The organism is Stenotrophomonas sp. GW821-FHT02D01 (assembly GCF_059421765.1).
Window position 1 is genome coordinate 258,903 of record NZ_JBWKVP010000003.1, and the last position, 16,565, is coordinate 275,467.

Annotated in this window: 15 protein-coding genes; 4 read left to right on the forward strand and 11 right to left on the reverse strand. The window is 66.3% G+C overall.

The features are described from left to right. The first annotated feature begins 58 nt into the window (after window positions 1-58). A complete protein-coding gene (locus AC07UW_RS08695; protein ID WP_164279926.1) occupies window positions 59-412 on the forward strand; it encodes a hypothetical protein in 354 nt (117 codons plus the stop codon). Between the two features lie 112 nt (window positions 413-524). Here AC07UW_RS08695 and AC07UW_RS08700 read toward each other — a convergent pair whose 3' ends face one another. The 4 genes from AC07UW_RS08700 to AC07UW_RS08715 all read right to left on the reverse strand — a co-directional run bounded on the left by AC07UW_RS08700 (window position 525) and on the right by AC07UW_RS08715 (window position 4,400). Further along, complete coding sequence (locus AC07UW_RS08700) at window positions 525-929, reverse strand: hypothetical protein (protein WP_495211849.1); 405 nt, start codon at window positions 927-929, stop codon at window positions 525-527. A gap of 464 nt (window positions 930-1,393) precedes the next feature. Continuing rightward, window positions 1,394-2,416: an NADP-dependent oxidoreductase gene (locus AC07UW_RS08705; protein WP_495211850.1), complete on the reverse strand. Its 1,023-nt coding sequence runs from the start codon at window positions 2,414-2,416 to the stop codon at window positions 1,394-1,396. Window positions 2,417-2,468: 52 nt separating this feature from the next. Next, window positions 2,469-3,257: an SDR family NAD(P)-dependent oxidoreductase gene (locus AC07UW_RS08710; RefSeq protein WP_025874510.1), complete on the reverse strand. Its 789-nt coding sequence runs from the start codon at window positions 3,255-3,257 to the stop codon at window positions 2,469-2,471. 45 nt (window positions 3,258-3,302) lie between these two features. Beyond that, the gene (locus AC07UW_RS08715) at window positions 3,303-4,400 is read right to left on the reverse strand and encodes an alkene reductase (RefSeq protein WP_336028566.1); all 1,098 of its coding nucleotides are present in this window, start codon (window positions 4,398-4,400) and stop codon (window positions 3,303-3,305) included. Window positions 4,401-4,548: 148 nt separating this feature from the next. Between AC07UW_RS08715 and AC07UW_RS08720 the strand changes: the two genes are divergently transcribed. Continuing rightward, a complete protein-coding gene (locus tag AC07UW_RS08720) occupies window positions 4,549-5,130 on the forward strand; it encodes a TetR/AcrR family transcriptional regulator (RefSeq protein ID WP_336028563.1) in 582 nt (193 codons plus the stop codon). Window positions 5,131-5,192: 62 nt separating this feature from the next. Here the strand turns inward: AC07UW_RS08720 and AC07UW_RS08725 are convergent, their stop codons facing one another. Beyond that, complete coding sequence (locus tag AC07UW_RS08725; protein WP_495211851.1) at window positions 5,193-5,888, reverse strand: type 1 glutamine amidotransferase domain-containing protein; 696 nt, start codon at window positions 5,886-5,888, stop codon at window positions 5,193-5,195. Window positions 5,889-5,904: 16 nt separating this feature from the next. Beyond that, window positions 5,905-6,840, reverse strand: coding sequence for an NAD-dependent epimerase/dehydratase family protein (locus AC07UW_RS08730; protein WP_336028556.1), 936 nt, complete (start codon window positions 6,838-6,840; stop codon window positions 5,905-5,907). Window positions 6,841-7,014: 174 nt separating this feature from the next. Here AC07UW_RS08730 and AC07UW_RS08735 point away from each other — a divergent pair, with 174 nt between their 5' ends. Next, a complete protein-coding gene (locus tag AC07UW_RS08735) occupies window positions 7,015-7,467 on the forward strand; it encodes a MerR family transcriptional regulator (RefSeq protein ID WP_336028552.1) in 453 nt (150 codons plus the stop codon). Window positions 7,468-7,493: 26 nt separating this feature from the next. Here AC07UW_RS08735 and AC07UW_RS08740 read toward each other — a convergent pair whose 3' ends face one another. Next, complete coding sequence (locus AC07UW_RS08740) at window positions 7,494-9,155, reverse strand: fatty acid--CoA ligase (RefSeq protein ID WP_336028551.1); 1,662 nt, start codon at window positions 9,153-9,155, stop codon at window positions 7,494-7,496. 25 nt (window positions 9,156-9,180) lie between these two features. Beyond that, entirely contained in the window at window positions 9,181-11,025 is a 1,845-nt protein-coding gene (locus AC07UW_RS08745) for a 3-hydroxybutyrate oligomer hydrolase family protein (protein WP_336028548.1), read from the reverse strand. An 88-nt stretch (window positions 11,026-11,113) separates the two neighbouring features. Between AC07UW_RS08745 and AC07UW_RS08750 the strand changes: the two genes are divergently transcribed. After that, the gene (locus AC07UW_RS08750; RefSeq protein ID WP_025874518.1) at window positions 11,114-11,788 is read left to right on the forward strand and encodes a response regulator transcription factor; all 675 of its coding nucleotides are present in this window, start codon (window positions 11,114-11,116) and stop codon (window positions 11,786-11,788) included. Window positions 11,789-11,795: 7 nt separating this feature from the next. Here AC07UW_RS08750 and AC07UW_RS08755 read toward each other — a convergent pair whose 3' ends face one another. The 3 genes from AC07UW_RS08755 to AC07UW_RS08765 form a co-directional block, all read right to left on the reverse strand. Continuing rightward, window positions 11,796-15,128, reverse strand: a complete 3,333-nt coding sequence (locus AC07UW_RS08755; RefSeq protein WP_495211852.1) for a hybrid sensor histidine kinase/response regulator — start codon at window positions 15,126-15,128, stop codon at window positions 11,796-11,798. Between the two features lie 70 nt (window positions 15,129-15,198). Next, window positions 15,199-15,684 carry a MaoC family dehydratase gene (locus AC07UW_RS08760; RefSeq protein ID WP_336028536.1) on the reverse strand — a complete coding sequence of 162 codons (486 nt, stop codon included), beginning with the start codon at window positions 15,682-15,684 and terminating at the stop codon, window positions 15,199-15,201. Beyond that, complete coding sequence (locus AC07UW_RS08765; RefSeq protein WP_336028534.1) at window positions 15,681-16,559, reverse strand: alpha/beta fold hydrolase; 879 nt, start codon at window positions 16,557-16,559, stop codon at window positions 15,681-15,683. Before AC07UW_RS08765 ends, AC07UW_RS08760 begins: the two co-directional genes overlap by 4 nt. Window positions 16,560-16,565 lie beyond the last annotated feature (6 nt).

Below are 16,565 nucleotides of genomic sequence, written 5' to 3' on the forward strand. Positions count from 1 at the left end.
TGCGGGCGCCTGCTTGCGTTGGTTACGCTGTTCGCATTCATGACGCATGGAGTATTCGATGGGGCCGGAAACGCTGATCGGCACAGCGGCAGCTGCCATCGCGCTGGTGGTAGTGCTGGCCCTGTTCAACAAGAAGCGACAGCCACCTTCGCGGATCTTCAAGTGCGGTCGCTGCGGCAGCGCCGCTCACCACAATGATCGCACCAGCAACGCCTGGCGCAATGGCAAGACCCGGTTCTTCTGCCAGGCCTGCCATCGCCAGTGGCTGCAGTCACAGCCGCCGTCCGAGCGGAGAAGCGGCGACGCTCGGAGCGATTTCACATCCAGCACCAGCAACGGCGGCTGCCTTGGCGTGCTCGCGCTGCTGGCCGTGTTGCCACTGGGCGGATGGCTGGCCTGGGCCTGTATCTGAAACTACGTTTCGTGCCGTCCTGCAGCGTGCGGGGCCTCCTGCCATCCACGTAGTACGGGCTGGCAGGTCGAGCTGCGGACACTAGAGGGCAACCGCGGACCGCGTGCTGCACTCAAAGCTTGCCGGCCGTCCTGTAGCGGGACGCACCCTGGTCGATGAGCATCTGCAGCTCGTGCAGCAACGCCGGATCCCATGCATCGAAGTTGAAGCAGGACTTTCCTTGCATATGCTTCTTCAGGGCCGGGCTGATGCCCGCCAGAAGCTCGGGAAAGGTGTAGACGGGCATGAAGTGGAACGAATGCCTGCGGCCCGATGCCTTCACCGCGCCGAAGAACTGCGCCTTGCCCTTGGCGTCTGCGTTCCTGCAATTGGCGTAGAAGTGACCGTCATCATCGTGTACCACCAGAAGATCGGCCTTGTAGGTGAGCAGCAGATCCCGCAGGGCGACGAACAGGTCGGGCGACGGCCCATCCAAAGCACTGTTCGGCTGGGAGGCAGGCAGGCGAGGGTTCTTCATCGAAGTCGGCCCGGAGGGGGAATGCAGCGGGAGTATCGCGCGCAGGTTCTGCTGGGCCAGCCTAGCACGCGCCCAGAGGCGGGTAAGGGTGCGATCGGTGCTGCCCGGATGCAGGCGTCGGGCAGAGGAGGATATGGGTCCTGATGGTACGGGCCAGTGTTGGCAGATGGCGATGGACTTGCAGCCTCGAGCACCTGAACATGGCGCTGCAAACACGCCCCCTGCAACCTGGTACCTCGATGAAGACTCTGGCTTTGATCGCACTTTCTCTTTCCATCTGCATCAGTCTTGCCGGATGCATCGCCCCGTTCCGCGTCAAGGCGCGTGAATATGCGGTAGCCGGCTCGACCGCGCCCAAAACGCCGGCCCCGTCCATTCCTGCAGCGCCACCGCGGTGACGGCGCGGAGCAGCAATGGGCGAGGGCTTCGGTGCTGTTGAAAGCAGCGGGCCCGATGCTGCCTCCTCAGGGCTGCACGTGCTGTGTGTGCACCATCTGCACCACCACCTTGCCCTTGGCGCGGCCGCCGTCCATGTAGGCCAATGCTCTGCCGGTTTCCTCGAAGGGAAAGACCGTGTCCACCACCGGGCGCAGGGCGCCTGACTCGACCAGTGCCGTGACCTGTTCCAGCTGTTGCCCATCAGCACGCATGAACACGAAGCTGTACCGGATGTTCCTGCGCGCGGCCTTGCGGCGGATGCGAAGACTCAACAGGCGCAGCACCTGCCGAAGCAGCCAGGCCAATCCTCTTGCCGCACCGAATGCCGGCGTGGGTGGCCCGGAAATGGAAATCAGGTGACCGCCGGGCTTGAGGATGTCGAGGGATCGATCGAGTTCGTCGCTGCCGAGGCTGTTGAGGACCACGTCGTAGTCACGCAGCACGGCAGCGAAGTCCTGCTGCCGGTAATCGATGACGACGTCCGCACCCAGTGCCTTCACCCAGGCAACGTTGGCCGTGCTGGTGGTGGTGGCGACGAAGGCGCCCAGGTGCTTGGCAAGCTGGATCGCAATCGTGCCGACGCCACCGGAGCCGGCCTGGATGAAGATCCGCTGTCCCTTCTTCAGTGCTGCGGTTTCGACCAGCACCTGCCAGGCGGTCAGTGCCACCAGTGGCAGGGCGGCCGCCTCGACCATGCCAAGGTTCTTCGGTGCAGGTGCTACCGACGAGGCCTTGACCGCGATGTACTCGGCAAATCCGCCGATGCGATCATCGTCCGGGCGGGCATACACCGGGTCGCCCGGCTTGAACCGGCCTGCGCGATCGCCGACCCGCACCACCGTCCCGGCCACATCGTTGCCCAGGATCAACGGAAAGCGATAGGGCAGGATCTGTTGGAACTCGCCGTGCCTGATCTTGCTGTCCAGTGCATTCACGCCTGCGGCATGAACCCGGATCAGGACATCGTCGTCGCCCACATGCGGCTCGGGCACGTCGGCGATGCGGCCGACGTCCTTGCTGCTGTAGCGGTCAATGATGAAGGCTTTCATGGCGGGTAGTTCCTGCAGTGATGGGGCCGGATGGATGCAACGGAGGCCGGCCTCAGGCGCCGGTGCGGTAGCGCTCTGCGGCGTGCGCCTGGCGGATGTCGCCGAGCAGGGCCTGACGTGCGCCATCCAGCGTGTCCCAGCGTTCGGCCACGTGCAGGGGCGGAATGGTCACCGTTTCGCGACGATCGAAGCCGACCAGCGCTGCATCGACCAGTTCGCCCACGTCCATCACTTCAGCAAGCGTGGTGATGTCGATACCGGCGCGTTCCCAGATCTCGGTGCGCGTGGCAGCAGGCAGCACCGCCTGCACATGGACGCCCTTCGGGGCCAGTTCCTGGCTCAGGCCCTGCGACAGGAACAGCACGTACGCCTTGCTTGCGCCGTACACGGACATGCCGAACTCCGGTGCAAGGCCAACCACCGATCCGATGTTGACGATCGCGCCGTTGCCGGCACCGACCAGCCGCGGCGCAATGGCGGCGGCCAGGCGCGTGAGCGCGGTGGTGTTCAGGGTGACCAGGCGTTCGATGGCGTCGGCCGACTGTGCGAGGAAGTCTCCGGACTGGGCGATACCGGCATTGTTGATGAGGATGCCGATGCGCGCATCGTCGCGCAGCCGTGCCTCGACCGTGGCCAGCGCGTCAGCCTGGGTGAGATCGGCCGGCAGTATGTCCACCGCCACGCCGGTCTCTTGGCGCAGTCGCGCGGCGAGTGCTTCCAGTCGGGCGCTGTCACGCGCGACCAGGACGAGGTCATGGCCGCGCCGCGCGAAGCGGTCGGCATAGGTGGCACCGATGCCGCTGGAAGCGCCGGTGATGAGGACGGAAGGGAGGACGGACATGATGGATTCTCTGGACGGGGGACGTGTCGGATGCGGGCGGCCGCGTTACTGCGCGTGCGCTTCAGCCAGGGTGGGGTAGTCGGTGTAGCCTTCGGCGCCACCGCCATACAGCGTGGCCGGGTTCAGTGCCGCCAGCGCTGCGCCGCGCTTGAGGCGCTCGACCAGATCGGGGTTGCTGATGAACGGGCGACCGAAGGCGACCAGATCGGCCTTGCCTTCGGATACACGGGCGCTGGCCAGCTGCAGGTCGTAGCCGTTGTTGGCCAGGTAGGTGCCGTTGAAGCGACGGCGCAGCCCATCGAAGTCGAACGGTGCCACATCGCGCGGGCCACCCGTGGCGCCCTCGACCACATGCAGGTAGACAATGCCCAGCGCGCTGAGTTGATCGACGATGTAGTCGTACTGGGGCTGCGGATCGCTGACGGTGGAAATGGCATTGGCCGGCGACACCGGCGAAATGCGCACGCCGGTGCGGTCAGCGCCGATTTCGCGCGCCACCGCAGCGGTCACCTCAAGCAGGAGGCGGGCACGGTTCTCGACCGAGCCGCCATACGCGTCGGTGCGCTGGTTGGCCCCGTCCTTGATGAACTGTTCGAGCAGGTAGCCGTTGGCGCCGTGGATCTCCACGCCGTCAAAACCCGCAGCGATGGCGTTGGCAGCGGCTTGGCGGAAATCGTCGACGATGGCGGGCAGCTCGTCGATGTCCAGGGCGCGCGGCTCGGACACATCGACGAAACCATTGTTGACGAAGGTCTTGGTCTGCGCGCGGAGGGCCGAGGCGGAAACCGGTGCGGCGTTGCCGGGCTGCAGGTCGACGTGCGAGATGCGGCCGACGTGCCACAGCTGCACGAAGATGTGCCCGCCGCGTGCGTGCACCGCATCGGTGACGGTGCGCCAGCCGTCGATCTGGTCCTGCGTGTACAGCCCCGGGGTGTCCTGGTAGCCCTGCGCCTGCGCCGAGACCTGGGTGGCTTCGGTGATGATCAGGCCGGCTGATGCGCGCTGGGCGTAGTAGGTGCTGGCCAGCGGACTGGGCACCAGGCCCTCGCCGGCGCGGTTGCGCGTCAGCGGTGCCATCACGATGCGGTTGGCCAGCGTCAGCGGGCCGAGGGTATAGGGCTGGAAAAGCGTGGCGTCGGACATGGGGGGGGTGGGCTCGTCTACGGAGGAGGAAGGGTCTGGATCAATGATGATGACCATCATCATTGATGTCAATGGTTTGATGATGAATATAATCTATGTGTGTTAAAGTGCCCTCCACACGCGACAGGACTCCCAAGGGCGAAGGCTCATGAAGGTCACCAAGGCACAGGCTCAGGCCAACCGGGCACACATCGTCGAAACCGCCTCCACGCTGTTCCGCGAGCGCGGCTACGACGGCGTTGGCGTGGCCGACCTGATGGCCGCCGCTGGCTTCACCCATGGCGGCTTCTACAAGCATTTCGGTTCGAAGGCCGACCTGATGGCCGAAGCAGCCGCCTGCGGCCTGACCAGCTCGGCTGCAGCGGTGGCCGAGCTGGATGTCCAGGCATTCGTGAGCGAGTACCTTTCCCGCGCGCACCGCGACGGGCCTGGCCAAGGTTGCACGCTGGCGGCGCTGTGCACCGATGCGGCGCGGCAGACGGACGCGGTCAAGGCTGCCTTTGCGGCCGGCATCGAGGCCAGGCTGGCAACACGTGTCACGCAGGAGGGGCAGGTGCAGCGCGATCCGGACGATGCGGCGCGTGCGCGCAGGATTGCGCTGATGGCTCAAGCGGTCGGCGCGCTGGTGCTGTCGAGGTCCTGCCCGGACGAATCGCCGCTAGCGGACGAAATCCTGGATGCATGCCGGGCGGATCTGCTGGCCCGGTTACCAGCTGCGTCCAGCCGCTGAGCTGCGCCTTCCAGCGCCAGGATGTGCTGGAAGACGCAGCGCTGAAAGGCAAATGGCCGGCGCTAGCCGGACGTGCGCAGCAGCGCCGCAACCGCCTTTGCCGTCGCCTTGGCCGACTGCGGATTCTGGCCGGTGACCAGCTTGCCATCGACAACCACCTTCGGCACGAACGGCAGTAGCCCCTTCTCGTACAGGGCTCCCCGCCGGGACATTTCCGCCTGCGCGTTGTACGGCATCTGCCTGGAAACACCCGACAGGATTTCCTCGGTCCAGGAGAATCCTGTTACCCGCCGGCCCTGCACCAGCAGTTTCCCATCGCTCAGCCGCGTATTGAGCAGGCCGCAATAGCCGTGGCAGACCGCCGAGACGATTCCGCCCTGCTCATGGATGTCCCGCGTGATTTTCTGGATGGCCTCGCTGTCCGGGAAATCCCACATCACCGCATGCCCACCGGTGAAGTAGATCGCGTCGTAAGCGGTAGCGTCGACGTTGTCGGGGGCGAGCGTGTTGTCCAGCAGTGCCATGCGCGCCGGATCCTGCAGCCATGCCTTCGCCGAATGGTCCAGCGCCGGCCATTTCAACGAGCGCGGCTCAAGTGGTGAGTGCCCGCCGCGTGGGCTGACCAGGTGCTGTTCATGGCCTTGCCCAGCGAACAGGTCGTAGGCATGCGTCAGTTCCGACAACCAGAGCCCGGTCCTGTGGCTGGGGTCATCGTAATGCGCGACGTTGGTGACAACATGAAGGATGCGACGGTTCATCAGATACGCCTCTGGCTCATTTTCCGGTTTCCCATTCGTGCTTGATCTGCCGCAGTCCTGCGTCGTAGCTGGTTACGGGAAAGTCGGGAAAGCGCTGCTTGAACTTTCCGGATTCGAAGCGATTGTCATGCTCATAGCGCGGCAGCAGCTCCCGAATCTCGCGCGCACCTTTCGAGAACAGGCCGGCGATGTACAGCGCAGTCCTGCCGAGGGTGGCATGGGTGTCCGGCCTGCCGAACACAGTGCAGGCCAGGGTGGCGAACTGGGCATAGGTCAATCTCGGCTCACTGCAGGGCAGATGCCACGTCTGGTTCTGCGCGTCGGGCGTATTGCCCAGCAGTGCGAGCGCGCGACTGGCGTCGGGCGTCCAGATCAGCGTTCTGAGGGTATCGTCGCGCAGTGGCACGCGCGGCGACTTGCCAGCCTTCAGCCTGTCGATGATGAGGGCATTGGTGAAGCTCTGCGTGCCGCCCGGGCCATAGAATTCCGGTGCTCGGGCAATGGTGACGGCGATGCGCCCGGCTGCCATCTCATCCAGGACCATGCGCGCCATCTCTGCGCGCACGCGTGCCTTCCTGCCGGCCGGTGCGAAGGCGGTGTCCTCGGTCTGCGCAGCCGCCGTCTGCGGATACATGTAGGTATTGTCGAAGTACGCAAATGCAGCGCCGGTGGCGACGGCGGCATCCAGTGCGTTCCTCAGCATGGAAGGAAACTGCCGCTCCCAGAGCCCTGAATCCGGCGGCAGCCCTGCGGTGAAATAGACGATGTCGCTGCCTTCAACGGCTTTCAGCGTCTGCTCTGCATCCAGCAGGTCCGCCGGCACAAGCTGGTCGCCCGTGTTGACCGGCCGCGGCGTGCGGCTCACCAGGCGAAGGTCGTCGGTGTAGGTACGCCTCAACTCGCGCGCCAGTTCGTGGGCGATCTGGCCGTTTGCTCCCAGAATGGTCTGCATCTCTTTTCCTTGGGCGTCTGGGCCTCTGATCGCCCGGGGTGGAAGTTCAGCCCAGGGCGCCCGCATTTCAGTGCCGCGCGGGTGCTCGCCAGACCGCCGTCGGCAACCTCTCACGCTGACGGTCGCGGCAGTGTATGTTTAAAGTCAACTTGAAGGTCAAGGGGCAGTGTCAAGATGAAAATCGGGGATCTGGCCAAGGCCACGGGCCTGGCCCCATCGCGTATCCGGTTCTATGAGGCCGAAGGCCTGATCAGCGCGCCGCCCAGGGGGAGCAACGGCTACCGGATCTATTCCCCGGACGTATTGGGCGTGCTGCAGATCATCGACAACGCGCAACGCGTCGGCTTCTCACTTGATGAGATCCGGCATTTCCTGCCTGGGGGCACGCAGGCGTGCGATCACCAAGGCCTGGTCGAGTCGCTGGGCAGGCGCCTGGCCGAGATCCGGCGCTTGATCCTGCAACTGCAGGAGAACGAAGCGCGCCTGCTGGGCATCATCGAGGGTGTCACCCAGCGTCCTGAGGGCATTTCCTGCACCGACAACCAGGTCAGGCTGATGGATCTGCTGGATCCTCCACGGCGCCAGCGGAGCGGGCGCGCAGGGCGACCAACCAGAAGAACGAAGTGACCCTCTGTTGACCGCAGGCATCAGCGTCAACCTGCGTCGGTGGCTGCTCCCACATCATGCAGGCTGCGCAGCTTCTTCTTGTTGATCTTGCCCACGCTGGTGCGTTCCAGCGAATCGACGAAGCTGACGCGGTCGGGGATCGCGTAGCGGGAGATATCACCGGAGCGGCTGCGTGCTGCGACCAGTTCGATGATCTCCGCCTCGGTCACATCGCTGCCGTGCTGCCGGACCACCAACGGCAGCGGTCGCTCGCCCCATTTCGTATCGCTGATGCCGATCACCGCAACCTCGTTGACCGCCGGATGCAGGGCGATGATGTCCTCCAGGGCGAGCGAGGAGATCCACTCGCCACCGGTCTTGATCACATCCTTGATGCGGTCGGTCACGCGCAGGTAGCCGCTGCCATCGATGTTGCCGATGTCCCCGGTGTGCAGGTAACCGCCGGCCCATAACGCCGTCGAAGCGTCTGGATTGTGCAGATAGCCCTGAGTGAGCCAGGGCGTGCGCACCACCACTTCCCCGGTGGCGATGCCATCGTGGGCAACATCATTCATGCGTTCGTCGACGATGCGCAGATCCACCAATGGCACCGGAATGCCGGCCTTGGTGCGCAGGGACAGCTCCTCGTCCGGGCCGTCCACGGCGTCGGCATCGATCTGCGCGAGGGTGAGCAGCGGGCAGGTTTCGGACATGCCGTAGCCGCCGAAGATGTCGATGCCACGGGCCAGTGCCTGCTGCGCCAGGGCCCGCGGTAGTGCCGCGCCGCCGATGATCACCTTCCAGTTGCGCAGGTCGGTATCGGCAGCAGTGGGATGGCCCAGCAGCATATGCAGGATGGTCGGCACGCAGTGCGAGAACGTCACCTTCTCGCGGGCGATCAATGCCAGCAACGCCCCCGGCAGGTAGCGACCGGGGTAGACCTGCTTGATGCCCAGCAGCGTGGCCACGTACGGCATGCCCCAGGCATGGACATGGAACATCGGCGTGATCGGCATGTAGACATCGTCGCGGTGCAGGCGGCCCTGGCTGGACGCGCTGCCGAGGGCTGCCATCGCCGCAAGCGAGTGCAGCACCAGTTGCCGATGGCTGAAGTACACGCCTTTGGGCAGGCCCGTGGTGCCGGTCGTATAGAACGTGGTGGCGCGAGTGTTCTCGTCGAAGTCCGGGAAGCGGGTGATGGGCGTGGCCTCGCGCAGCCCGGTCTCATACTCGGTCACGAAACCCGCTGGCAGCGGGCCCTCATCATCATCCAGCAGGATGCGCGTGCGCACGTCCGGCAGCTGTTCTTCGATGGCGTAAAGCACCGGCAGGAACTCGCGGTTGGCCAGGATCACCCGCGCACCGCTGTGATTGAGCGTATAGGCAATCTGCTCGGGCGCCAGGCGGATGTTCACCATCATCAGCACCGCTCCGATCATCGGCACGGCGAAATAGCTCTCCAGGTAGCGGTTGCTGTCCCAATCCATCACTGCCACCGTATCGCCGCGCTTTACCCCGAGCGAGGTCAGCAGCCCGGCCAACTGGCCGATGCGCGCCTGCAGGGTGCGGTAATCGAAGCGGACCTTGTCGCCGTAGACGATTTCCTGCTGTGGACGCACTGCCAGAGGTGTCAGCAGCAGCTGCTTGATCAGCAGGGGATAGGCATGAGGCTCGGTGGCGGGCGCGTCTGCGGCGGTGGCGAATGACATGTGATCTTCCTGATGGGGCGGCGCGTCAGCGGCCGGGGTGCGCGGGAATGGACAGCTGCTCGCGCAGCAGCGGCGCTTCCGCGCGTGGGCTCGGCTGGATGAGTGCATCCTGCGGCAGCGCTCGCGCTGGATCTTCAAGGTGATCCCACACCTGGTCCATCGCCGCGAACAGGTAGGGCAGCAGCGGGACGTAGCGCTTCCGGTAGTCCGGGAAGGCCAGCAGCGAGTCGAAGTGCTGTGCCTTGTTCACCCGCCAATAGGCGATCTGCGCCCCGGCCTTGCGGGCAAGTGGCACATAGCGATCACTGGTCATGCTGATCGGTACCAGCCCGTCGTCCAGGCCATGGATCAGCACGATCGGCAGGCCGCGACGCGGCGCCTTGGCAGTCGCTGCGGCGATGCCGGCGCGTACCCGTCGGGCATCGGCGCTGTCGCCCTCGCCGAGTGCACGCAGGCAGTTCAGGCCACGCAGCGGATCAGCTGCTGCCCCGGTGGCATTGCCATCCACCAGCACCACGCCGCTGCCCGGCGGGATGCCACTGCCCTCGCTCCACCAGGTTGCACGAACCTCGGCCGTGGCCGCGTGGGGTCTGCCGTCTGTTCCGGCGGCCGAGAAGCTGTACGCGCAGGGATGTTCGCCCGCGGCGTAGCGTCCATAGGCTGACGAGTAGGTCGCTGCGATGGCGCGCCACAGATCGAAACCGGTGGAGAATGCACCGGCGCGAAGTGCATCGGCGCTCAAACCCGCGTCGAGCAGCTGCTGTCGTGCCGACTGTGCCTGTGCTGCAGTGTCATCGCCCTGCACCAACCCAGCGGATTTCAGCGTGGCACATCGCTGGGTCCACCCCGGCACGGCCTGCGCCCGCATCGGCGGTTGTGGCAGATCGTCCTCGGTCAGCAGGGCACAGGGCATCAGCAGCGCGGCCTGGGTGACGAAGTCGTACAGCGGCGGAGCGCCTGCCACCGAGACATTGGGTTCGCCGGCCACCATTGCATCGAACCAGTCGCCTTCGATCTCCGCCGCACGCAGCACGGCGCCACCGCCATTGGATACGCCCACGCCCAGCGTGCGTGTGTTGGCCGCAGTGAACGGGGCCGATTGCGGATAGGCGCGGTCCAGCGCCTGCAGGCCGAACTGCAGCGCCTGCAGCAGATGGCGTCCCCAGTCTGCTTCCGGGTTGTCACCCGAATGGGCATGTTTGAAGGCGATTCCCTGCGCGGCTGTCGCACCCGCAGGAATGAAGGCCAACGCGCCTTGGCTGGCTGGCGTGCCGTCCGCCTGGAAGCCGGCCTTGGCGTCCAGATCGTAGTAATCACTGCCGGCGCCCTTGTCGGTATAGGCGACCGCGCAGCCATGTGCCAGGCCCCAGCTGCCGGCAACCGCGATCGCGCCATGGATGCCACGCGAACCGGAAGATGCCGCGACGACCAGGCAACGCCGCGCGGCGTCGAAGCTGTCGGGCACCTGCACCAGTACCCGATGGGGATGGCGGGCGCCGGGAACGCGCGCATAGGCGGAGAATTCGCGGCCGGGTACCGCCTGCAGGCTGCCGTAGACATCGCCAAAGCCGCCGCCGGGTGTCAGGTCGGCGATGCCGCGCCAGCTGCTCCAGATCGCACGACGCCGGACTTCCTCCGCTGTGGGCTGGGCCGGGTTGGCAAACGCCGGCGCGGTGGCCGAGCGCAGGGCGTCGATGCCCAGGCCTGCGGTCAGCAGTTCGTCGCTGCCGCGATGCACGGTTTCCCGCCACTGCTCGAACACCGGAACAGCGGTAGTGGGGCGGGGCGGGGCGGCGTGAGTGCTGGAGATGCTGCCCAGAAGCAATGGCAGCGCGGCGCACAGCAGCATGACGGGGCGGTGGATGTTCATTGCTCCACCCTAACCATCCGGGCGACGCACGCCAGCGTACCTTGGTACCCGTGCCCAGGCGCAGGCGATTTGCTAACCTCGGCTGGACATGCCGACCCTGCTCATCGCCGATGACCACCCCTTGTTCCGCGCGGCGCTGCATCGCGCCGCCGAAGAGGCAGTGGCTGACCTGCAGATCAGCGAGGCCGATTCGCTGCACGGCGTGCTCGAAGCGATCGAGAGCCAGCAGATCGATCTGATGCTGCTGGACCTGCACATGCCGGGCAACCACGGCCTTGCCGGACTGGCAACCATACGTGCGCTGCAACCGGGGCTGGCGATCATCATCGTTTCGGCCAATGAAGAGCCGCACGTGATCCGCCGCGCCATCGACCTGGGCGCAGCCGGGTACCTGCCCAAGAGCTCGGGCCTGACCGACCTGCAGTCCGCACTGCAGACCGTGCTGGAAGGTGAGCGCTGGATACCGGCGCTGCTGCGCGAGCCGGTGGCGCGGGTGGCGCCCTTCAGCAAGGACGCCGATCTTGCCGCGCGCTTGTCCAGCCTGTCCGCGCATCAGTACAAAGTGCTGAGCCTGGTGGCCGAAGGGCTGCTCAACAAGCAGATCGCCGACCGGCTGGGCGTGCAGTTGCGCACGGTCAAGGCACACATGACCCGCATCATGGGACGACTGGGCGTACGCAATCGCGCGCAGGCCATCCGCGTGCTGCACGAAATGGGGTTGACCGACCCATCCCGGCAGATCGAAGACGCGCAGGACGCCTGATCCTTCGTCAGGTCCTTTCCGTGCTGGCCGTTGCCAGCAGATGGTTGATCGCCCAGCGCAGCGCCAGCGGCTTGAACGGCTTGTTCAGCAGTGACAGGCCCACACTGCGCACTGCATCGCGCGTGTCGCTACCGGTATCGGCGCTGAGGATCACCGTCGGCCGCGCGCCATGCGCGGCGACGAGGCGCTTCCACAGTGCGACGCCGGTATCGCCCTCATCAAGGTGGTAGTCGAACAGCCACAGTGCCGCCTCATGTGCTGACGCATCCAGCGCAGCGACATCGCGCGCCGCGATGACATCGCAGCCCCAGGCAAGCAGCATCTGTCGCAGTGCCTCCAGCGCCTCCGCATCGTTGTCGACCACCAGCACGCGGATGCCCTTGATGCTGCTGTTGCCAGCGGCAGATTCAGTGCGTGGGGCCTCAGGCGGCGCTGCACGCGCCACGGTGATGGAGAAGGCCGAGCCGCGATCCAGTTCGCTTTGCAGTTCCAACGGTGCATGCAGCAGGTCGGCAATGCGGTGCGCGATGGTCAGGCCAAGACCGAGGCCCTGGCCATTGCTGCGGTCGCCACGGTGGAATTCCTCGAACACCACGGCTTGTTGCTCCGGCGCGATGCCGGGGCCGCTGTCATGCACGCCGATCGACAGTGCCTGGCCTTGCCGGCGAACGCCCAGCAGTACGCCGCCACGGCGGGTGTAGCGGATGGCGTTGGCCAGGAAGTTCTGCAGTACGCGGCGCAGCAGCAACGGGTCGCTGTGCACCCACGCGCGGGTGCGCACATGGCGGAACTGCAGGCCGCGTGCCGCGGCCAGCACGGCGAACTCCTGCGCAAGCGGCTCCAGCACGGTCGACAATGCGAACGGGCGCGGATCGGCCACCAGGCCACCGGCTTCCAGTCGCGAAATATCCAGCAGGCCCGACAGCAGATCGTCGGTGGAATCCAGCGCGCCGCGAATCTGGCGCAGGAAACTGTCCAGGAATTCCGATTCGATGTGCTGCGACATGGCGTCGGTCAACAGCTGCGCCGCATGCAGGGGCTGGATCAGGTCATGGCCGACCGCAGTCAGGAAGCGGGTCTTGGCCACGTTGGCGCGCTCGGCTTCATGTACCGCCTGCTCCAGCCGGGCGGTGCGGTCCTGTACGCGACGCTCCAGGGTTTCGTTACTGCGCTTGAGCGCGTCCTCTGCCCGCCGGAACTCGGTGACATCGGTGAAGGTGGCCACATAGCCGCCACCGGGCATTGGGTTGCCTCGGATCTCAACGATGGTGTTGTCCGGGAAAATCCGCTCGGAAAGGTGCGGCGTGCCGCGCCGCATGTGCACCACCCGCCGCTGCAACGCCTTGTCGCGCGAGTCACCAGGGGTGTCGCCGATCTTCAGCTGTCCCAGTGCCCACGCCGTCAAGTTCGACACCGGCTGCCCCACCTGCAGCAGCTCCGGCGGGAACTTGAACAGCGCGGCGTAGCGGCTGTTCCAGGCCACCAGCTGCAACTGCGCATCGACCACGCTGATGCCCTGGCTCATGTTCTCCAGGGCAGCCTCCAGCAGGCGCTGGTTGAAGCGCAGTACCTGGGTGGCTTCACCGACCGCGCGGGTAACAGCGTCCAGCGGCGCTGCGCCACCATCGCGTGCCGCCTCCACCAGCAGCCGCGCCATGCCTGCACCGACCACGGCGGTCAGTTCGCGCTCGATGGCAGTCACCCGGTCGTCGTCCAGCATCTGCCCGGCGTGCCCGTCCATCAGCTGGCGTGCCCGTTCCTGGCCGAGGAAGCGACCAGCCGTCTTGCGCAACGATGCAGCGGCCACCGCGTCGCGCTGCCGAGGCACAGAAGGACGCACCGCGCGCGACACCAGCACCACGGTTACCAGGTTGACGGCCAGGCTGGCGCCCATGCTGATGGCGATATGGCCCGGCTGCATGCGCAGCGAGAACATCGCCAGCCAGTGCAGTCCGTCGGGACCGGCCGACGCCAGCGGGGCAGGGAGCACCATGGGCAGCAGCACCAGCCACAACCAGACCAGCGAGCCCAGCACGATGCCGGCAATGATGGCCGGGGAGGGCGTGCGCGGACGGTATACCGCCAGCAGCACCGCCGGTGCCAGTTGCGAGAGTGCGGTGAACGACATCAGGCCGAAATCGCTGAGCGCCTCGGTGCCGCTCATCGCACGGCTGTACAGCCACGACATCAGGAACACGGCGAGGATGCCGGCGCGCCGGAAGGCCAGCACCCGCGGTCGTAGATCCGCGCCGGTGTTGAAGCCATTGACGCCGCTCAGCAGGCGCGAGCCCACGCCGTGGTTGCCGAGCATGATCGACAGGGTCAGCCCGGACAGGATCATCATGCCGGTGGCGGCACTCAGGCTGCCCAGGTATGCCAGCAGTGCCAGCAGGTGATGGCCGCGCTCCTGCGGAAGGGCCAGCACATACAGATCGGGCGTCATCGAGGGCGGCAGCTGCGCGGCACCGGCCAGTGCCATCGGCACCGACGGCAGGCCGATCAACAGCAGGTAGACCGGGAACAGCCAGCGCGCCGTCTTCAGGTCCGATGACTGGCGCAGCTCGACCACACCTACATGGAACTGATGGGGCAGGGTGAACGCGGCCATGGCACCCAGCGCCACCATGGTCAGGTAATCCGGCACCACTGCCGGCGGCGGGAGGTGCGCCATCTTCTCAAGCAGCGGCGTGCCGGCCTTGTGCACCGATAGCGCGGCATACAGGCCAATGGCCAGCAGTGCCGTCAGCTTCAACAGCGATTCCAGGCCCAGCGCGACCACGATGCCGCGGTTGTGCTCGGTCGCCGACGCCTTGCGTGCACCGAACAGCGTGGTGAACGCCGCCATCGTCAGTGCGAACCAGAACGACACGTCCAGCTGCCAGCCAACGGGTGCGAACTGATCACCGAGCAGGGCGGCAAGGCCCTGGCTGACCGCTTTCAGCTGCAGTGCGATGTAGGGAATGATGCCGAACAGCGCGACCAGGGTAATGGTGATGCCCAGCCCTTGGTCGGCGCGCAGGCGCGCGACCACCAGGTCGGCGATGGTGGCACTGTTGTGCTGCTTGGCCAATCGCCCCAGCCGCACCAGGAACGGCAGGCCGAAGGCAAAAATGAGGGCCATGCCGATCAGTGTCGGCGGGATCGGGAAGCCCCACTGCACGCCCTGCGAGGCGGCCCCGTAGTAGGTCCACGCCGTGCAGTGCACGCCCAGTGACAGCGCGTAGATGGCTGGCCATACCTTCGACAGCCGATGCCCCTGGCGTTCCCCCCACAGGGCGACGCCGAACAGCAGCACGGTCCACGCGATGCAGGCGAACAGGACGATGGAGGGCGTCAACATCGCTCCAGTGTAGAGAGAACCGCGGCCGGCGGGCAGCGGGCCGGTCCTGCGCTGCGGGGGTAGGGCGGCGCTAGTCGGCGAGCACGATCAGCGACAGCTGTTCGGCGACCACAGCCACCTCGCCGGCGGGAACCACTTCCACGGTCTTGTGCTGGGTCAGCAGCCACTGCCCGGGCCTGCGCGCTTCCAGAGATACCAGTTGTGAGCGCACCCGCACCTCGGAACCGCTCGGCACCGGCGCCAGGAAGCGGACCTTGTTCAAGCCGTAGTTCAGTACGTGGGCGATGCCGGGAAAACCGGCCAGGGCCGCCACGTCGTCCTCTACGGTAAGCGAGAGCAGAAGGAACCCATGGGCGATGGTCTGCCCGCCCGGCAGGCCGGTCTGTGCCCGGGCCGGATCGGTGTGGATCCAGTTGTGGTCGCCGGTGGCCTCGGCGAAAGCATCAATGCGCGACTGCGCGATGCGCGTGCTGCCGCTCAGCCGCTCACTTGCCGCCCATTGGTGCAGGGCCTGCAGGGCGGCAGGCAGCGCATCCCTCGACACGCCGGAACTCATCGCACGCGATCCAGCAATGCCAGGATCGCGTCACGCGCCTCGGGCTCGGACAGCATTGGAGCATGGCCTACCTCCGGTACTTCAACGAGGCGGGCGTTGGGCGATGTGGCGGCCATCTGCTGCGCGACATCGGCAGGCAGGATGTCCGACAACGCTCCGCGGACCACCAGCACCGGCACCCGCGAGGTCAGGCCACGCACAGCGCGCCACAGCACCGGGCGCAGCAGCCACAGCACCCACGGCCGGGTGGTGCGGATCACCGTCGGGTCGTAGTCCAGTTCCAGCAGGCCATCGCTGCGCTGGCGGAACGTGCGTACGGCCATCGCCCGCCAGTCCTCGGCGGTGAAGCGCGGAAACGCGGCCTTGCCGATGGATTCCACATAGGTCGTGGCCTGTGCCAGATCCATCGGCGGCACGGGCTTGCCGGCGTACTTGCCGATCCGCGCCAGCGCTTCGCGCGGCACCTTGGGGCCGGCATCGTTCAGAACTGCTGCGGCGATCAGCCCGGGCGCACGCGAGGCCAGGGTGATGGTGACCAGCACCCCCAGCGAGGTGCCGACGAATACCGCCTTGTCGATGTTCTGTGACCGCAGCAGGGCCACCATGTCGTCGGCATAGGTGCGCGGGTTGTAGCTGGACGGGTCCGATGCGCGTTCCGAACCTGCGCGTCCACGCAGGTCAACTGCGATCACCCGCCAGCCGACGGCGGTCAACGATTGCGCAAGGGCATCGAAGTCGGCGCCATTGCGGGTCAGGCCGGGGATGCAGACCACGGTGCCGCGCGCCGGCTCCGCGCCTGCAGGTGCATGGTCACGCGCATGCAGGCGCAGGCCATCGTCACTTTTCCAGTACAGATCATCGTAAGACGGTGTCATGCAGAA